17 protein-coding genes and 1 pseudogene are annotated in these 17,174 nt (G+C 38.8%); 15 read left to right on the top strand and 3 right to left on the bottom strand.

Annotation, left to right across the window (positions count from 1 at the left end):
- Positions 1-58: 58 nt before the first annotated feature.
- Together BMW30_RS08320 and putP are read right to left on the bottom strand one after the other, a co-directional pair.
- Positions 59-847, bottom strand: a complete 789-nt coding sequence (locus tag BMW30_RS08320; protein ID WP_180366272.1) for a glutaminyl-peptide cyclotransferase — start codon at positions 845-847, stop codon at positions 59-61.
- A gap of 61 nt (positions 848-908) precedes the next feature.
- Entirely contained in the window at positions 909-2,468 is a 1,560-nt protein-coding gene (gene putP / locus BMW30_RS08325) for a sodium/proline symporter PutP (protein ID WP_377910976.1), read from the bottom strand.
- Between the two features lie 160 nt (positions 2,469-2,628).
- On the opposite strand from putP, the gene gatC reads away from it, so the two are divergent.
- Genes gatC through gatB form a run of 3 tightly spaced genes read left to right on the top strand, consistent with a single transcriptional unit; the run spans position 2,629 to position 5,831 of the window.
- Positions 2,629-2,916 carry an Asp-tRNA(Asn)/Glu-tRNA(Gln) amidotransferase subunit GatC gene (gatC, locus tag BMW30_RS08330; protein WP_091475777.1) on the top strand — a complete coding sequence of 96 codons (288 nt, stop codon included), beginning with the start codon at positions 2,629-2,631 and terminating at the stop codon, positions 2,914-2,916.
- An 11-nt stretch (positions 2,917-2,927) separates the two neighbouring features.
- Positions 2,928-4,400, top strand: coding sequence for an Asp-tRNA(Asn)/Glu-tRNA(Gln) amidotransferase subunit GatA (gene gatA, locus BMW30_RS08335; RefSeq protein WP_091475781.1), 1,473 nt, complete (start codon positions 2,928-2,930; stop codon positions 4,398-4,400).
- Positions 4,401-5,831 carry an Asp-tRNA(Asn)/Glu-tRNA(Gln) amidotransferase subunit GatB gene (gene gatB, locus BMW30_RS08340; protein WP_091475783.1) on the top strand — a complete coding sequence of 477 codons (1,431 nt, stop codon included), beginning with the start codon at positions 4,401-4,403 and terminating at the stop codon, positions 5,829-5,831. It begins immediately after the preceding gene.
- Between the two features lie 496 nt (positions 5,832-6,327).
- On the opposite strand, the gene BMW30_RS10645 is transcribed toward gatB, so the two are convergent.
- On the bottom strand, positions 6,328-7,164 hold the full coding sequence (locus tag BMW30_RS10645; protein WP_180366273.1) for a hypothetical protein: 837 nt from the start codon (positions 7,162-7,164) through the stop codon (positions 6,328-6,330).
- Between the two features lie 105 nt (positions 7,165-7,269).
- Here BMW30_RS10645 and BMW30_RS08350 point away from each other — a divergent pair, with 105 nt between their 5' ends.
- From BMW30_RS08350 to BMW30_RS08400, 12 genes and pseudogenes are all read left to right on the top strand, one after another.
- Entirely contained in the window at positions 7,270-7,629 is a 360-nt protein-coding gene (locus BMW30_RS08350) for a hypothetical protein (RefSeq protein WP_091475786.1), read from the top strand.
- 12 nt (positions 7,630-7,641) lie between these two features.
- Positions 7,642-8,568, top strand: a complete 927-nt coding sequence (locus tag BMW30_RS08355) for a diacylglycerol kinase (protein WP_091475788.1) — start codon at positions 7,642-7,644, stop codon at positions 8,566-8,568.
- A 45-nt stretch (positions 8,569-8,613) separates the two neighbouring features.
- A complete protein-coding gene (locus BMW30_RS08360) occupies positions 8,614-10,404 on the top strand; it encodes a 5'-nucleotidase C-terminal domain-containing protein (protein WP_180366274.1) in 1,791 nt (596 codons plus the stop codon).
- Positions 10,385-11,740 carry a 23S rRNA (uracil(1939)-C(5))-methyltransferase RlmD gene (rlmD, locus tag BMW30_RS08365; protein ID WP_342707587.1) on the top strand — a complete coding sequence of 452 codons (1,356 nt, stop codon included), beginning with the start codon at positions 10,385-10,387 and terminating at the stop codon, positions 11,738-11,740. The genes BMW30_RS08360 and rlmD overlap by 20 nt, the downstream gene beginning before the upstream one ends.
- 150 nt (positions 11,741-11,890) lie before the next feature.
- A complete protein-coding gene (locus tag BMW30_RS08370) occupies positions 11,891-12,379 on the top strand; it encodes an NUDIX hydrolase (protein ID WP_091475794.1) in 489 nt (162 codons plus the stop codon).
- Between the two features lie 445 nt (positions 12,380-12,824).
- The gene (locus BMW30_RS10440; protein ID WP_143249013.1) at positions 12,825-13,052 is read left to right on the top strand and encodes a transposase family protein; all 228 of its coding nucleotides are present in this window, start codon (positions 12,825-12,827) and stop codon (positions 13,050-13,052) included.
- A gap of 35 nt (positions 13,053-13,087) precedes the next feature.
- On the top strand, positions 13,088-13,834 hold the full coding sequence (locus tag BMW30_RS08375) for a MerR family transcriptional regulator (protein WP_091475796.1): 747 nt from the start codon (positions 13,088-13,090) through the stop codon (positions 13,832-13,834).
- Positions 13,835-13,982: 148 nt separating this feature from the next.
- Positions 13,983-14,642, top strand: coding sequence for an SDR family oxidoreductase (locus tag BMW30_RS08380; RefSeq protein ID WP_091475798.1), 660 nt, complete (start codon positions 13,983-13,985; stop codon positions 14,640-14,642).
- A 191-nt stretch (positions 14,643-14,833) separates the two neighbouring features.
- The gene (locus BMW30_RS08385) at positions 14,834-15,748 is read left to right on the top strand and encodes a patatin-like phospholipase family protein (protein ID WP_245705669.1); all 915 of its coding nucleotides are present in this window, start codon (positions 14,834-14,836) and stop codon (positions 15,746-15,748) included.
- 245 nt (positions 15,749-15,993) lie between these two features.
- Positions 15,994-16,356 (top strand): VOC family protein, encoded by a 363-nt coding sequence (locus BMW30_RS08390; protein WP_091475801.1) that lies wholly within the window; start codon positions 15,994-15,996, stop codon positions 16,354-16,356.
- A 31-nt stretch (positions 16,357-16,387) separates the two neighbouring features.
- Complete coding sequence (locus BMW30_RS08395; RefSeq protein WP_091475804.1) at positions 16,388-16,861, top strand: nucleoside deaminase; 474 nt, start codon at positions 16,388-16,390, stop codon at positions 16,859-16,861.
- A pseudogene (locus tag BMW30_RS08400) lies at positions 16,860-17,084 on the top strand (NAD(P)-dependent oxidoreductase); the annotation flags it as partial. The gene BMW30_RS08395 and the pseudogene BMW30_RS08400, both read left to right, overlap by 2 nt.
- Positions 17,085-17,174 lie beyond the last annotated feature (90 nt).

The following is a 17,174-nucleotide window of genomic DNA, read 5'->3' on the forward strand; positions in this document are numbered from 1 at the left end:
AGCGTGCTACTTCGAGCTCAAAAAATTAAGTGAAGTAGCAGCTCTTGATTCTCAAAAATTACTCAATCTTCACTCGATACAAATACGGATAATTCTTACCAGCCAGATAAAATTCATCATCCTCAATATGTGCAATGCCATTCAAAGTGTCCATCTGGGCAATCTCGTCATCATCCATGTCAGCGGAGTAAACGATCTCCTCCAAATCATAGACTGCTACAACCTCACCACTAGACACGTCAATCTTGATTAAGTCGTAACTCAACCATATGTTCGCATATAAAAATCCATCCACGAATTCTAATTCATTAATGTTCTCAAATTCAGTCTCTATTTCATCAACAACTTCAAATGAATCCATACTTCTCAAAGTAACCGTATTGCTTCCATCACTCAACCAAACACCATCAGCATCCGCATCATATGCGAGTCCCCAACCTTCACCTTCATACGACACGGTATCAATCACTTCCAATGATTCATTATCACGCAAAAACAATGTTTCTTCTTTCCAAGTGAGTTGCATGACGCCGTCCGGTGTCACAGTTACCCCTTCACCGAAATAATCAGAATCCAGTCGATCTACCTCTTCAAATGTTCCACTATCAACATCCAAATAACCGATTCTAGAATCTCCATACAACCCAGTCGATAAAAGTAATCGACCCGCATCATCTATTTCCAGCCCTTGTACAAATAATTCATCTTCAATCGGGTAAGTCTCGATCAACGAAACATCAATATCAAGCCCGGAATCAGCATTCTCACCTTCATCTGCCGACACAATTACAGATTCAACAGGACCGACAAGAAGTGACACAATGAATATCCAAGATAAATCAATCATCATCTTCACTCCAAACAAAAAAAGACTAAGGAAATTTTCCTTAGTCTTATCATACAATAAATTACTTATCTTTAACGATTTCAGTTGTACGTACAAATTCGCGTTTCATATCTTGCGTGATTTCTCGTTGTGTCATTAGTGATACGACGATACCAGCAATTAGTGATAAGAAGAAACCTGGAATCATAGAGTATAGACCTGTTCCGAATGAATCGAATACGTATGTCCAAAGGATAACTGTTGTTGCCCCTGTAACGATTGCAGCAACGGCACCTGAACGTGTCATCTTCTTCCAGTGTAATGCAAGGATTACGAGTGGACCGAATGCTGAACCAAATCCAGCCCATGCTTCTGCAACGAGGTCAAGGATAACTGATTCGTCATCCCAAGCGATAATGATTGCAACGATCGCAACTAATACAACGGCAAAACGACCGATTGTTACGTACATTTTATCTAATTGTTCGTCAGTTTTATTTTCTTTCTTCTTCGTAAGATTACGAATTGGTCTGAAGAAGTCCTGCACTAATGAACTTGATGCCACGAGTAACTGTGAAGATATAGTACTCATAATCGCCGCTAAAATCGCAGCTAAGAAGAATCCACCCACAAATGGGTTAAAGAGTACTTGTGACATTAAGATTAAGATTGTTTCAGGGTCAACAATTTCATTACTTGTTGTGTCTATAAACACAACCCCTAAAATACCTGTGACAACTGAACCTGAAAGTGCGATGGCCATCCAAGAAATACCGATACGACGTGCAGCAGGTAGTATTTTGTGGCTACGTGCTGACATAAATCGAACGATGATATGTGGTTGACCGAAATAACCAAAGCCCCAAGCTAAACCACTGACAATCGTTACGAATGTAACGCCTGCAAATAATGATAAGTAGCTGATTTCATTGATTGAAGCTAGCTCATTTAAGCGAACTAACGGTTCAACATCGTACTCTGTTGTTAATGTAATGATTGCAACAGTTGGCACAATTATCATTGCGATAAACATAATCGTACCTTGGAATAAGTCCGTTAAACTAACGGCTAAATAGCCACCAAGGAATGTGTAGAATATAACGATACCTGCTACGACGAATAGACCGATGTAGTAGTTGATGTCGAAAGCATTCTCAAATAATTTACCACCAGAAACCATACCCGACGCTGTGTAAACCGCAAAGAATACGATTATAACAAGTCCACTTACTGTACGGAGAATACTCGTTTGGTCACGGAATCTATTTGCAAAGAATTCGGGAAGTGTAATCGAGTTGTTCGACACTTCAGAATAAACACGTAAACGTGGTGCAGTAACATGGTAGTTAACGTAAGCACCGATAGTCAAACCGATTGCGATCCATGCTGCTGAAACACCGGCACTGTAAGCTTCACCTGGAAGTCCCATGAGCATCCAACCAGACATGTCAGAAGCCCCAGCTGATAAAGCAGTTACCCAAGGACCAATGTTTCTGCCTCCGAGCATGTACTCATCAATGTTTGAGGTTGATTTTTGATATGCATACCAGCCGATATAGATCATGAAACCAAAATATAAAGCAATCATGATCATCTCTTGCCAACCGGCTGTGAATGTAAAGACGTTTCCTAAAGTCATGATGTAATTTACCTCCATCGTTTATTTTTGTTCTTTTCTACCGTAACGAACTTTACAGAAACTTGCAAGAGTGTATTTTTACATCGTCGTGTCTCTATTAGATTTTCATTATGTTTTCTGATAAAATTTAAATGTTATGATTTAAATTTAAGGAGAGATGTTTATGTCAGAAATCAACAAAGACATCGTTAAACACACCGCAAATTTAGCAAGAATTGAAATTAGCGATGATATTGCAGAAAGTTTCACGAGTGAGCTCGATAAAATAATAAACTACGTCCATGTCATGGATGAATTAGACTTAGAAGATGTTGTACCACAATTCCATGCGTTAAATTTAATGAATGTGATGCGCGAAGACATTCCTGAAGCACCGATATCTCAAGAAGAAGCGTTAAAAAATGCAAAACAAACAGAAAATGGCCAATTCAAAGTGCCACGTATGCTTTAAGGAGAACTGACATGGATATCAATCATTTATCATTAGAAACATTAGCAGAAAAAATAAAGTCTAAAGATATAAAACCATCAGAAGTCGTGGAAGCATATCTTGAACGTATTAAAACGATAGATCCGGAGATTGGCTCATTTTTACTTGTCAATGAAGAAGAAGCACTGAGAAACGCGAGAGAATTAGATGAGCGTCAAGCAGCTGATGATATGGAAGGCGAATTATTCGGTATACCGATGGGAATAAAAGACAACATCGTCACAAAAGACGTTGTTACAACAGCCGCGAGTCGTATGCTTGAAGACTTCGTACCGATTTATGATGCGACAGTTATGGAAAAATTGTATAAGGAAAATCCAGTTCTTCTCGGAAAACTGAACTTAGATGAGTTTGCAATGGGTGGATCGAACGAAAACTCTTACTTCAAAGAAGTTAAAAACCCATGGAATACGAAAAAGGTGCCAGGTGGTTCATCGGGTGGCTCTGCAGCAGCAGTTGCAGCTGGATTCGTACCATTTGCGCTCGGTAGTGATACAGGCGGTTCAATTCGACAGCCTGCTTCATATTGTGGGATTGTTGGAATGAAACCCACTTATGGACGAGTATCACGCTATGGCTTGATCGCTTTTGCCTCAAGTTTAGATTGCATTGGTCCGATGACACGCAATGTCAGAGATAATGCAAAGATTTTAGAAATTATAGCGGGCTCAAACTTAAAAGATTCAACGACGATGCCTGATGTTTCTAGTGACTTTTTATCTACAATCGATAGAGACATCAAGGGCATGAAAATTGCGATTCCAAAAGAATTCGTCGATGGTGCAACGGATGAGGTGAAATCTTCGATTCTAAAAGCGAAAGAAGTATATGAATCGTTAGGTGCAGTCGTTGAAGAAGTTTCACTTAAGAAAACGAAATATATCGTCAGTGCATACTTCATCATCTCTTCAAGTGAGGCGAGTGCAAACTTAGCACGCTTCGATGGTATTCGTTACGGTTATCAAGCAGAAGGTGTCGATAACTTAGAAGACTTGTATCGTAAAACACGTTCTGAAGGATTTGGTTCTGAAGTGAAACGTCGTATTTTACTCGGAACATTCGTTTTAAGTGCGGGACACTTTGATGCACATTACTTACGCGCACAAAAATTAAGAACGATCATTACACAAGATATGAATGAAGTTTTATCTGAATATGATTTAATCATGGGGCCGACAACTCCGTCTGTTGCTTATGATTTAGGTAGTAAACTCGACAATCCGTTAGACATGTATTTAGATGATGTATTAACGGCGTCTTCGAACTTAACTGGAATGCCTGCAATTTCAATTCCGGCTGGTTTAAATAAAGAAGGTATGCCGATTGGATTACAGTTGATTGGTAAGCACTTCGATGAAGCAACAATTTATAATGCAGCGTATCAGTTTGAGAAAAAAGTTAACTTACATGAAGCACTTAAAGCATTAAGTTTGGAGGGGAAATAAATGCACTTTGAATCTGTGATTGGGCTTGAAGTCCACGTTGAATTAAAAACAAAATCCAAAATGTATAGTAGTGCACCTAATGAATTCGGTGCAGCACCTAACTCCAACTTAAATGCAGTCGACCTCGGTTATCCAGGAACATTACCTGTTGTAAACCGTGAAGCGGTGGAGTTTGGAATGCGTGCAGCGATGGCGTTGAACATGGAAATTGCGGATGTTACATCATTTGACCGTAAAAACTATTACTATCCAGATAATCCAAAAGCGTATCAGATTACTCAAGATCGGGAACCGATTGGACGTAATGGATGGCTTGAAATAGAAATAAATGGTGAGAAAAAACGCATCGGTATTACGCGTTTACACTTGGAAGAAGATGCAGGTAAATCATCTCACTATAGCGACCACTCATTGGTAGATTTAAATCGCCAAGGCACACCGCTTGTAGAGATTGTTTCAGAGCCAGATATCAGATCATCAGAAGAGGCGTATCTTTATCTAGAAAAGTTAAAATCGATCATTCAGTATACGGGCGTATCTGATGTGAAGATGGAAGAAGGGTCGTTGCGTTGTGATGCGAACTTATCACTGAGACCCGTCGGTCGTGCAGCATTTGGTACAAAAACGGAGATTAAAAACTTGAACTCGTTTAACTTTGTGCGAAAAGGATTAGACTATGAAGCGCTTAGACAAGAAAAAGTATATCTTTCAGGCGGAAAAGTTCAACAAGAAACACGTCGCTATGATGAAAAGACGGGTGAAACAATATTGATGCGTGTAAAAGAAGGTTCGGATGATTATCGTTATTTCCCTGAGCCTGATTTAGTCGCAATTCATATTGGTGAGTCATGGAAAGAAGCAATTCGTAAATCCTTACCAGTACTGCCGGATGAATTGTATGAACGATATATTAATGCGTATCAGTTACCGGTAGCAGATGCACGCCAGATCACTTTAAATAAAGAACAGGCAGATTTCTTAAATGAAATGGTAGAAACACATCAGACAGATGCGAAGTTATCAGCAAACTGGCTGATGGGTGAAGTGACAGGTACGCTTAGAAAAGAACGTAAAGAACTTGGAGAGACTGGTTTAACGCCGAAGAATTTAGGTGAAATGATTCAGCTCATTGAAGATGGTACCATTTCGAGTAAGCAGGCGAAAAAAGTGTTCATGAAGTTGTTCAAAGCGGGTGGAGAAGCACGTCAAGTTGTGAAGGATTTAGGGTTAGAGCAGCTTTCTGATCCGAAGCTATTGCTGGAGATTGTTACTCGAATCTTAGATAACAACGCACAGTCGATTGAAGACTATAAAAATGGTAAAGACCGTGCAGTCGGATTCTTGGTCGGCCAAATCATGAAAGAAACGAAAGGCCAAGCGAATCCAAAGATGGTAAATGAGATTTTGCTAGAAGAGATTAATAAGAGATAAATGATCTGAAGCCGCGGCATGTTGCGTGGCTTTTTTTGTGGGAGAAAATGAGTGCGTATGGATTTGCGTTCCAATGAGCGTTGCTCACAGACACGCAGATGGATTTGCGTTCCAATGAGACTTGCTCATAGACACGCAGATTGATTTGCGTTTCAATGAAACTTGTTCACAGACACGCAGATTGTTTTGCGTTCCAATGAAACTCGCTCACTGACACGCAGATTGATTTACGTACCAATGAGAGTCGCTCACAGACACGCAGATTGTTTTGCGTTCCAATGAAACTTGCTCACAGACACGCAGATTGAGTTGCGTTCCAATGAGACTCGCTCACAGACACGCAGATTGATTTGCGTTGCAATGAAACTTGCTCACAGACACGCAGATTGATTTAAGGTGTGCTGAGTCCTACTTCTACTGTTCTCACCTAATTCACCCACAAACTCCACACAAAAAAATCCCCATCACAAACGCAACGGGGACTAAATTAAATCTCTTATTCAGCTAATGTTTCATAGAATGTATCCGCGACGTTATCCAAAGTCGCTTCGTTCAGCTGGTTCTCAAACAATCCTTCAGCTGTGTCGTTTAAATGGATATAGTTAAAGTCATTATCCGTGAAATACTCGTAATCATCTTCAAGTGCTTCCGACAGATTTTCATTTTCATAAATATCCGGGTCACCGATCAAGTACACGATAAACTCCTGGTTCACCAAGTCCTGATACACTTGCTCGATATTCCCGAGTGTACGGTTGTGTAAAATCTGAATATCAAAATCTGTTACTTGCATCGCATTAAACATGACGACATCGAATGAATTATCAACAAATATGCTCGATAAGTTGAGTGAACTTGCTTCTAATGATTCACTTTCAAAATTGATGTTTTCATCATCAAACGCCTCGTTCAATCGCTCTATCAAAGCATCAGCATTAAAGTAAGGCGGGAGTTGTAAACTGATGTTTAATGTTTCACCGTTATCTACCTTTTCCTGATAAAGGGCATTCAACTCTTCATTTTGGAACGTTGTATTATATTCAACTTCTTCTTCAGATTCTTCTTCGTTCTCTGATTCTTCTTCAGATTCTTCCTCGTTCTCAGACTCATCATCTGATAGTTCTTCGTCAGGATCTGCTTCTTCGACGTCTTCTTCTGGCTCTTCTTCTAGCTCTTCATCAACTGCTTCTTCGTCTGTCTCAGTGTCCTCTACAGATTCTGAATCTTGATCTATTTCTGCTTGTTGTAGTGCTGTATCTGGTGTGAAGAAAAAGTTAAAGTATAGACCAATCAATAAAAAGGCAACCAGTACAAAAAATATAATTTGTTTCATGGGTGAAAGTACTCCTAACATGGGCAAAATAATTCGCTTGATAATATGATTTAATGATATTATACATGAAACGGATTGTGTATAAAAGAAAAGCTAGGTGATTACATGACAGCGACTAACCGTGATGATTTAAAACAGCATAGGCATGTATATTTAAGTACGTCCTTGGACTTAATTGAACACTTTGGTAATGAAATTATTGAGATTCATCATCTTCCTGATTTTAAAGCATATAAAGTCACGGATAAGGCTGATGTGCACAGCGTTGTAATTATTAAGGAGAACATTGTATTTCAAACGTTATATGAATCTTTATCCAATAAATATAAAAACTTAGAATTGAGAATAGAAGATCCTAAAAAGATGGTCATTCGCTTTTTGGAATGCTCATTTACAGTAGAATTGCTTTTAATCGGGCATTCTGATTTTCATGAAAATATTAGAGATGTACATCTCAGTGACTGATAGGAGACATATATGAAAACAGCTCGAATTATCTATAATCCCACATCTGGTAAAGAACAATTTAAACAATCTCTGGCGAAGGTGTTACAAAAGTTTGAAGAGGCAGGATTTATCACGAGTACGCATGCAACTACAGCACCGAACGATGCGACGAAAGCATCAGTGGCTGCTTGTGAAATGGGGATTGAACTGCTGATTGTTGCTGGTGGTGACGGTACAGTCAGTGAAGTCATCAATGGACTCGCGCAATGTGAATCACGTCCGACACTCGGTGTTATACCGGTAGGAACGGTTAATGATTATGCGAAGGCACTTCATATTTCAGATGATATTTTTGAAGCTATCGACACGATTATAAACGGTGTGACGGTTGAAGTGGACATTGGAAAAATGAATGACAAGTACTTTATGAATATAGCTGGTGGTGGTAAAATTACAGAGGTATCATACGAAGCACCGAGTCGTCTTAAAGCGATTATCGGTCCGCTTGCATACTATGTAAAAGGTATCGAATTTCTACCACAGATCACATCTTCTGAAGTAAAAATTGAATACGATGGTGAAGTGTTTCAAGGAAAAATCATGTTGTTTTTAATCGGGTTAACGAACTCGATTGGTGGATTTGACAAGCTCGTCGAAGACCCCGTATTTGATAATGGCTATTTTTCATTATTCATCGTTAGAGATGCATCGCTCGTTGAACTTGCGCATTTAATGACGCTCGTTTCTAGAGGAGAACACTATGATCATCCGAAACTTCAAATCATCCGTGCGAAAAATATTTCAGTGGAAAGTACGAATGATTCAATGCAGCTGAATTTAGATGGGGAATACGGTGGAAAACTGCCAGCAAAGTTTGAAAATTTACAAGCATTTTTATCGATACGTGTGCCAGAAGCAGTGAAGAATGCTCATTTTAAGCGCACAATACAATCTTAAACGTAAGCAAATATGCTTGCGTTTTTTACTTTGGAGGGAAATCAGGTGAAGCTGACTATATTTGCGACGACGGACGTACATGGTGCGATTTATCCGTACAACTATTTTGATAATGAAGATAAAACGACGAGTTTGCTACATGCAGCGTCATATATTAAAGAATATCAGGCACGTCATAAAGAGGATGTCGTATTAACTATTGATAATGGAGACTTTTTACAAGGGGATACATGGAATGATTATGATGCAGAACATCCCGATCTAGCGCTTGCACCGACGGTGGTCAATGAGATATATGATGTTGTAGGACTTGGAAACCATGAATTTAACTTTGGTTTCGATTACTTGAATCAAGTGCTATCTAAGTACAAAGCACCGATAATCAATTCGAATATTTCGTTTAAAAATTCATTGAAAGATGTCGTGAAACCGCATCACATTGTCAAAAAGAATATCAATGGCCATGTGCTAAAAATTGCTTTTGTCAGCGTCGTACCAACCCAGGTTACAAAGTGGGATCATGTGCATTTTCGCAGTGACGCGTCAATTGTCAGTCCGATGTTAGAAGCACTTAAAAAAGAAGTGCAACATGTACGTGATCAGGGTGCAGATGTTGTCATTGCACTTGCGCATACTGGTTTAAAAGTAGATGTGGATCCGTATGATGTACATGGTGAGAATCAGGCGTATTTATTTGCACAAATGTCAGAGGAATTACAAATAGATGGCATCGTGTCCGGGCATACGCATGAAGTGTTTCCATCTGATGCACTTGATTTGCGTCATGATATAACAGATGGTGTGATTAACAATGTAGCGATTGTCCAACCCGGTGTGTCGGCCAAAAAGTTAGGGCAGCTTGATTTTGAATTGGAATTCCATGAAAACACATGGGAAATCAAGAAGCGCAGTGCGAAAGTATTAGAAGTCGATAAAATGCAACTGGACCAAGAGTTATTAGGCAAGTTCAAACCATATCACGAAGATGTGAAGGACTATCTCACAGAACCAATCACAACGCTTAAAGAAGATTGGCATACGTACTTTGCTCAAGTGTTGCCGTCCCCTGCAGTTCAAGTGTCGGGTGAAGCGGCGAAAGTATATGCGGAAAAATTGATTGAAGACGGTATAATACCGAACCTACCCGTACTATCATTCAATGCACCGACGCGTGCAGGGAGAGATGGTGCACATGACTATACTCAGATTTTAGCGGGTCCATTAACGCTATCAGATGCAATCAATCTATATAAACATGCGAATACAATTGCGATATTAAAAATTAGCGGAAAGCGATTGAGAGAGTGGCTCGAGTGGAGTGCTTCTCAATTCTTAACAGATGGTGAGCCATCACTGCTTGATTCAAATGATTCAAAAACGGGGTTCCCAAGTTATAATTTTGATATGTTTTACGATTTAGAATACATCGTTGATATAACAAGCCCGCCAAGATACAACAGTTCTGGCGCAAAGATTTCTGATAGTCGTCGTCTTTTATCGGCAACGTATAGAGGAGAACGTATCAAAGAGACGGATGTATTCCTTGTCGCTGCGAATAACTACCGCGCATCGAATACGCCATTGTTGCAAACACCAGACGTTGAAGTCGTCTATGAATCACATGTGCTCGTCCGCGATCTTTTGATCGACTACTTAAAGTCTGGGCGAACATTCACAAAAGCATCACCGCTGACTGTGTTACCATCAAAAAAATACACGTTCGTATCGGCAACGAAGGCACAACAATTTATAAAAGATGAGCCAATTCGTCATATTAAAGACTTGGGCAATGGCTTCAGCGTTTATGAGGTGGATTATGGCAATCACAAAAAATAATTATTATGAAGGCACAGTTGTTGACTACACACACGAGGGGCTTGGTGTTATAAAAATCGACGGGTATCCTGTGTTTATTCAAGATGCGCTGCTCAATGAGTCCATCCGTTTTAAAGCAATCAAAGTGAACAGTAAGTTTGGCTATGGCAAGCTGATCGATATCATCAACAAATCAGAAAACCGAATAGAACCACCGTGCCCATACTATTTTCAGTGTGGCGGCTGTCAAATTCAGTCGATGTCATATGAAGAACAACTTGAGTTTAAACGTATCGTCGTGAAAAATAATATGCGACGATTACCAATTGACCTATTGATCCATCCGACGGTGGGAGATAATGATGGCAATTACTACCGTAATAAGTCACAAATCCCTGTGCAAATGCGTGACGGGAAACTGGAGATGGGCTTTTACAGAGAGCGCTCGCACGACTTAATCAATATCGACCATTGCCTCATCCAAAAAGACATTCACAATGAACTAATGTTGCGGACGAAAGAATTGATTGAAGCGGAAAATATCTCGATCTACGATGAAAAGAAACATCAAGGATTACTAAGACATGTCATCATACGTTCATCACATGATGACGCACAAGTTCAGATCACATTCGTAACTAACGGAAAGGAAAATGTGTTCCGAAACATCACCAACACACTTGCTGCAGAGTATCCGAACATTAAAAGCATCGTACAAAACATCAACGATAGAAAAACGAATGTAATCATGGGTAGAGAAAATAAAGTACGCCATGGAGAACCATACATTGTAGACACGCTTCTAGGAAAACAGTTCAAAATCCGAACGAATAGTTTTTATCAGGTGAATCATCGTCAAACTGAAAAACTATATCAACTCGCAATTGATGCAGCCGAATTAAAAGGTGACGAAGTAATCGTTGATACGTATTGTGGAATCGGAACGATCGGCCTTTCAGTTGCGGATAAAGTAAAACAACTCATCGGTATTGAAATCGTCGAGAGCGCGGTCCTCGATGCGCGTGAAAATGCGAAGTTAAACAATGTGGAGAATGCGACCTTTTATCAAGGTGCATCAGAAGATGTGATGAAAGAACTCGTGGTAGACGGGATTAAACCAGATGTCGTATTTGTCGATCCACCGAGAAAAGGATGCCATACAGACTTTTTGGAATGTTTAATAGAAGTATCTCCAGAGAAAATTATCTATGTATCATGTAATCCAAGCACGCTTGCACGCGATATGAAGTACTTGATGGCGAATGGATACACAGCAAAAGAAGTCAGACCACTGGACATGTTTCCTCAGACGAATCATGTGGAGAGCGTAGTTTTGTTGATTAAAGTACATAAATAATTATTATGGATATAAGATATGTAAAGTCGATAGCCGGACTTAAGTTAAATCAGTCGGCACAGAATCCGATTACATATCTGACTCCACAGGAGTGAGATAAAATTCCGATTTTCGGAATTAAACATATTTGAATTTGTGAGGATAGTTTATATGTCGGAAAAATGGGACGCATATGATAAAGAATTTAATATAATTGATAACATGATACTTGAAAGAGGACAAAAGATACCAAAGGATGTTTATCATTTGGTAGGCGAGATTATCGTAAAACATATAGATGGAACTTATTTACTTATGCAAAGAGATTTACGCAAGCACTTGGGTGGAATGTGGGAACTCACAGCTGGTGGTTCGGCTTTGCAGGGAGAAAATTCTTTGGAGTGTGCTATTAGAGAATTAGAAGAAGAAACAGGAATTAAGACAACAGATTTGATTGAACTTGATAGAATTGTGCATGAAGCACACCAATCATTATATGTTGAATTTTTATATGTCGCAGATTGTAATAAGGATATAGTAAAACTTCAAAAAGATGAAACCATTGCATATAAATGGGTAACAAGAGATGAAATATTAAATATGCAAGATAATATGGCATCATCTAGAGCATTGAGAATGATAATAGAGCAAAGGTTTTAACACAAATCCCAGTTTGTCGAGATGATGTTAGACAATGAAATTGTAATTTACGCAATAGGCATTTACCCTATTTGCCTATACGAGCAATAAGGCAATTCAATATTGGTATCGGTTCGACATACCCATTTTAAGGCGAAAATAGGTGTTCCACCATTCCCTTGTACAGTGGGAGTTGAATAGGTTGTTCACCCACGAACCGAGCCACGTGGAGTGTGTTGTCTTGATGTCAAGGGTGGATGAATAAGAGTGATTGAAGTATTGCTAGAATGATGTTTATAGGGTTTTTCCTAAGTTTATTTTATGTTAATAAACAGGTGGAACCCTTTTTGTTGTTGGGGTTAGAGATGATGGAAATTGGGGTTCAGTCGATGGAATGGATTTATGGTAGGAGAGTTGACAGGATAGATAATTGGGGAAATCGTGTTATTTAAGACTAATTAATATCATGAATAGACTCAGTAGAAATCTCATTAAACAGGCACCGATGGAGGTGCTCGTCAGTGATTTAACCGATGTAAAAGTGTCAGGAAAGTGGCATTACATATGTGTATTTATTGACCTGTTTAATCGTGAGATTGTTGGACATATTGGACACTCAGATGCTAAACATTCTGAGTGTTTTATATTTTACCCACAATTTTTAAACTTTAGTGTTGACTCTAACGTTACGTGATACCTTAATGTGGATATCGAAAGGAGGGAAAGTCATTGGCTATGAAAGTTAAAGAGATTGCTGATTTAGTTGGTATTAGTGTGCGAACACTACATTATTATGATGAGATTGGATTATTATCACCAGAAGAGACAACGGATTCTGGTTACCGTCTTTACTCAAATAACAACTTGATGATGCTGCAACAAATCTTGTTTTTCAAAGAACTCGGTGTGCCATTAAAGGATATAAAAGAAATCATCAGCAGTTCTTCATTCGATCAACATGAAGCACTCGTACGACATCAAGAAATGTTAGAAAAGAAACGTAATCAATTGGATAAGTTAATCAATACTGTAGATAAGACTATTAAACATATGAATGGAGAGATTGATATGACAAATAAAGAAAAATTTGAAGGATTTGATTTTAGTCATAATCCGTACGAAGAAGAGGCGCGCAAACTTTATGGTGACAAAGCTGTCGATGAATCGAATGCCAAAGTGAAAAGTATGTCTAAAGACACCCAAAATGAGGCGCAAGAAGAAATGACGAGAATTTATACAAATCTCGCTTCTATCCGAAATACATCACCTGAATCTAATGAGGCACAAGTAGCAATCAAAGAATGGTTTGATTATTTAAATCATTACTTCGGAAATTATTCGCTTGAAGCGTTTAAAGGATTAGGCCAGATGTATGTCGATGATGAACGCTTCACTAAAAACATTGACCAATATGGTGAAGGTCTCGCAAAATTTATGTGTGAAGCGATGGCTCACTTTGCAGACATAAATAAATAACTTTTAACCGAATGTTTCATGCCATCCAAGTATAAGCAGTCATTTTGATATCCCGCCAATATTCTACTAACATTAAAAATATGAAACACTTTTACAGATTTTAAAGTGTTAAGTAATGAAAATGGAATCTAAGTAGGAGGACGTATCAATGAACGTACTTGTAATTGGAGCAAATGGACAAATTGGTCAACATCTTGTGACTAAACTACAAGAATCAGGTAAGCATCAAGCGACTGCCATGGTTAGAAATGAGGAGCAGACGGCTAAGTTTGAAGCACAAGGAGCCAAAACAGCACTTGTTGACCTAGAGGGAAGCATTGAGAAAATTGCTGAGGCAGCACGTGGTATGGATGCTGTTGTATTTACAGCAGGTTCAGGTGGTCATACGGGTGCTGATAAAACGATGCTGATCGACTTAGATGGTGCTATTAAATCGATGAAAGCGGCTAAACAAGCAGGTGTTAAACGCTTTGTAATAGTAAGTGCAATTGGAGTTCATAGATATCATGATGGTAACCATGATCAAACAACGAGCGCTATTTCGTATTACAGTGCAGCTAAATATTACGCAGATGTTTGGTTACAGGACAGTGGACTTGATTATACAATCATCCGTCCAGGCGGACTAACGAACGATCCTGGTACTGGAAAAGTCGACGTTGCGAATGACCTTGAGTTTGGATCGATTTCACGTGAAGATGTTGCATCTGCAATTCTTGCAGCACTTGAGAATGATCAAACAATAGGAAAATCATTCGATATGATCAACGGAGAAACTTCAATTGAGGATGCATTAAAAGCATTATAATTTTAAAAAAATCTATAAAGTCTCAGAAGCAAATGCTTTTGAGACTTTTTTTGATAATAAAATAAAGTTACACGATTATTGATTGAAAAAATAATGAATTTTTTAGAATCTATCAAAATATCAGGCCATCATACAAGACATATTCATCTCCAATGATATACTTGAACTAACAACATGTGGAGGTATCAAAAGTGAATTCGAATGTGGGTCTCATGATAGAGGGCGGCGGCATGCGATGTGCGTATTCAATTGGTGTACTTGACCTGTTTCTCGAAAAAGAATTGGAGTTTAAAAGTGTTGCAACAGCATCAGCAGGTGCAGTGATTGCAGGGTCTTTCATCTCAAAACAGAAGCGTAGGAATTACGAAATGCTGAGTAATTTAAGTGATAACAGTAAAGCAATTTCAATATTTCGCTGGTTCAAGGAAAAAGAACTGTTCAATATGGATTACATTTTTGACGAAATACCCAAAAGTTTATTTCCGCTTGATTTTAATAACATCAAGAACTCGGAGACGGAGCTTATCATTGGCACGACGGACATCAACACTGGTGAACCGGTATACTACAATGAATTTAATTCACTTGACGACTTGAATATGGTTACCCGTGCCTCATGTTCATTGCCTGTTCTTGCCTCTAGTGTGAAATATGATGGAAGGGAATTGATGGATGGTGGCGTATCCAACCCACTTTTGATTGAACCTTTGCTCGAACGTGGATTGACTAAAAATGTCATTATTTTGACCCGTAATTTCGGTTATAAAAAACAGGCGACACAATTGAACTGGTTGTATAAAAGACTGTTCAAAGATAAGCCTGCACTTAGAAAGCTGTTGAAATATCGACATCGTGCATACAATTCAACGATGGAGATGATCAATGAACTTCAGAAACGTGGAGAGCTTTTTGTTATCCAACCAGAACTGCCATTACTCGCAAGCCGGGTGGAACAGGATAAGTTTAAGCTTCAAGAATTATACATGTTGGGTTACAGGGATGGGAAGAAGAAATACGAGGATCTGAAGGCATTCATTAGCGGCATCCCGGTGGATCAGTTCGAGTCTCGAGGCGCAGTTGATTTTCGAGCTGAAACTACGAATTAATTGATGTCATCAATTCATGATGATAATGAAGAATCTGTCTTATATTTTTTATAATTTTAATAGAATATCCGTTGATTTGCTCCTCCTTAAGTAGACATTTAAAAAAGTAGAAACTTCAGGGGGAGTATTTTGTAGAAATCTAATATTGTATATCCAAATGAATTCTTTAAGCAGTTGCTCCAATTGCTATATAAAAAGCTGCTGATAATGTAAAGTAAACAATAAATATGTAAGTGGAGGTTCATATGATACTCGGATTGCATCATGCTCAAATCACTATTCCAAAAGGTGCGGAAGAAGAGGGTAAACAGTTTTATTGCGATATATTAGGCTTAAAAGAAGTAGAAAAACCAGAATCACTCAAAGGACGTGGAGGTTTTTGGTTAGAAGTTGGAGATAGAAATGTTCATGTCGGTACAGAAGACGGATTTGACAGAAACACGACGAAGGCTCATATAGCGTATTTAGTCGATGATATTTCTTATTGGAAAAGATGGTTAGAGAAAAATGGTGTCAAGCCAATTGAAGGTGTTCCAATACCAGGCTTTGATAGGTTTGAGTTTAGGGATCCATTTGGTAATCGGGTGGAAATGATTCAAGAAATATAAGATGAGATTAATCAAGAAAGGAGTCTTAAAGATGATTAATGATACTGATAAAAAATACTTAAAACGTTGTATTGAACTAGCAAAGACTGCGCTTGAAAATAATGATGAGCCATTCGGTTCTGTTCTTGTTTCAGCGGATGGTGAAGTACTGATGGAAGATCATAATCATGTTGCAGGTGGTGACCATACACAACATCCGGAATTTGCGTTGGCAAGATGGGCTGCAAATAATATGACGCCTGAAGAAAGAAGCAAAGCAACAGTCTATACTTCTGGTGAGCATTGCCCGATGTGTTCGGCTGCGCACGGTTGGGTTGGCTTAGGCAGAATTGTGTTTGCAAGTTCAACTGAACAATTAACGCAGTGGTTGGATGAATTAGGTGTCGCACCATCACGTGTTCGAAATCTTTCGATACAAGACGTCATTCGTGATGCGGAAGTGGATGGACCGGTACCTGAATTAGCAGAAGAAGTAAGGAAGTTACACGAGCAATTTCACTCATAAAGAATCAGAAGGAATTACTTGGACATTTGTAAGTCCGTCAGCTATTTTTGATGCAGATGGCGCTTGAACTGGTCGTTATCAATTAGGTAAAGATAACTTGCTCGTGAATTCTAAAGGAAATAGTTACATCAGTTATGCAGACTTTGCGATCGCTATCGTAGATGAATTAGAAAATAAAGATCATCTCAATACACGTTTTACAGTCGTTGTTGAAGAAGCTTAAATCCACAATAATAGATGATTGAGAAAGAGATATTAAAAAGACTCAGAGCAATTCGCCACTGAGTCTTTTTATGGTAATAGAAACTTTTGT

It is taken from the genome of Aliicoccus persicus, assembly GCF_900110815.1.
GTDB classification, from domain to species: Bacteria; Bacillota; Bacilli; order Staphylococcales; family Salinicoccaceae; genus Aliicoccus; species Aliicoccus persicus.

Bases quoted from the DNA above. Each gene is read 5' to 3' on its own strand.
- BMW30_RS08395 (WP_091475804.1), top strand. From the start codon at position 16,388: ATGATTAATGATACTGATAAAAAATACTTAAAACGTTGTATTGAACTA.
- gatA (WP_091475781.1), top strand. From the start codon at position 2,928: ATGGATATCAATCATTTATCATTAGAAACATTAGCAGAAAAAATAAAG.
- rlmD (WP_342707587.1), top strand. From the start codon at position 10,385: ATGGCAATCACAAAAAATAATTATTATGAAGGCACAGTTGTTGACTAC.
- BMW30_RS08390 (WP_091475801.1), top strand. From the start codon at position 15,994: ATGATACTCGGATTGCATCATGCTCAAATCACTATTCCAAAAGGTGCG.
- BMW30_RS08320 (WP_180366272.1), bottom strand. From the start codon at position 847: ATGATTGATTTATCTTGGATATTCATTGTGTCACTTCTTGTCGGTCCT.
- BMW30_RS10440 (WP_143249013.1), top strand. From the start codon at position 12,825: ATGAATAGACTCAGTAGAAATCTCATTAAACAGGCACCGATGGAGGTG.
- gatB (WP_091475783.1), top strand. From the start codon at position 4,401: ATGCACTTTGAATCTGTGATTGGGCTTGAAGTCCACGTTGAATTAAAA.
- gatC (WP_091475777.1), top strand. From the start codon at position 2,629: ATGTCAGAAATCAACAAAGACATCGTTAAACACACCGCAAATTTAGCA.
- BMW30_RS08355 (WP_091475788.1), top strand. From the start codon at position 7,642: ATGAAAACAGCTCGAATTATCTATAATCCCACATCTGGTAAAGAACAA.
- BMW30_RS08370 (WP_091475794.1), top strand. From the start codon at position 11,891: ATGTCGGAAAAATGGGACGCATATGATAAAGAATTTAATATAATTGAT.
- BMW30_RS08380 (WP_091475798.1), top strand. From the start codon at position 13,983: ATGAACGTACTTGTAATTGGAGCAAATGGACAAATTGGTCAACATCTT.
- BMW30_RS10645 (WP_180366273.1), bottom strand. From the start codon at position 7,164: ATGAAACAAATTATATTTTTTGTACTGGTTGCCTTTTTATTGATTGGT.
- BMW30_RS08350 (WP_091475786.1), top strand. From the start codon at position 7,270: ATGACAGCGACTAACCGTGATGATTTAAAACAGCATAGGCATGTATAT.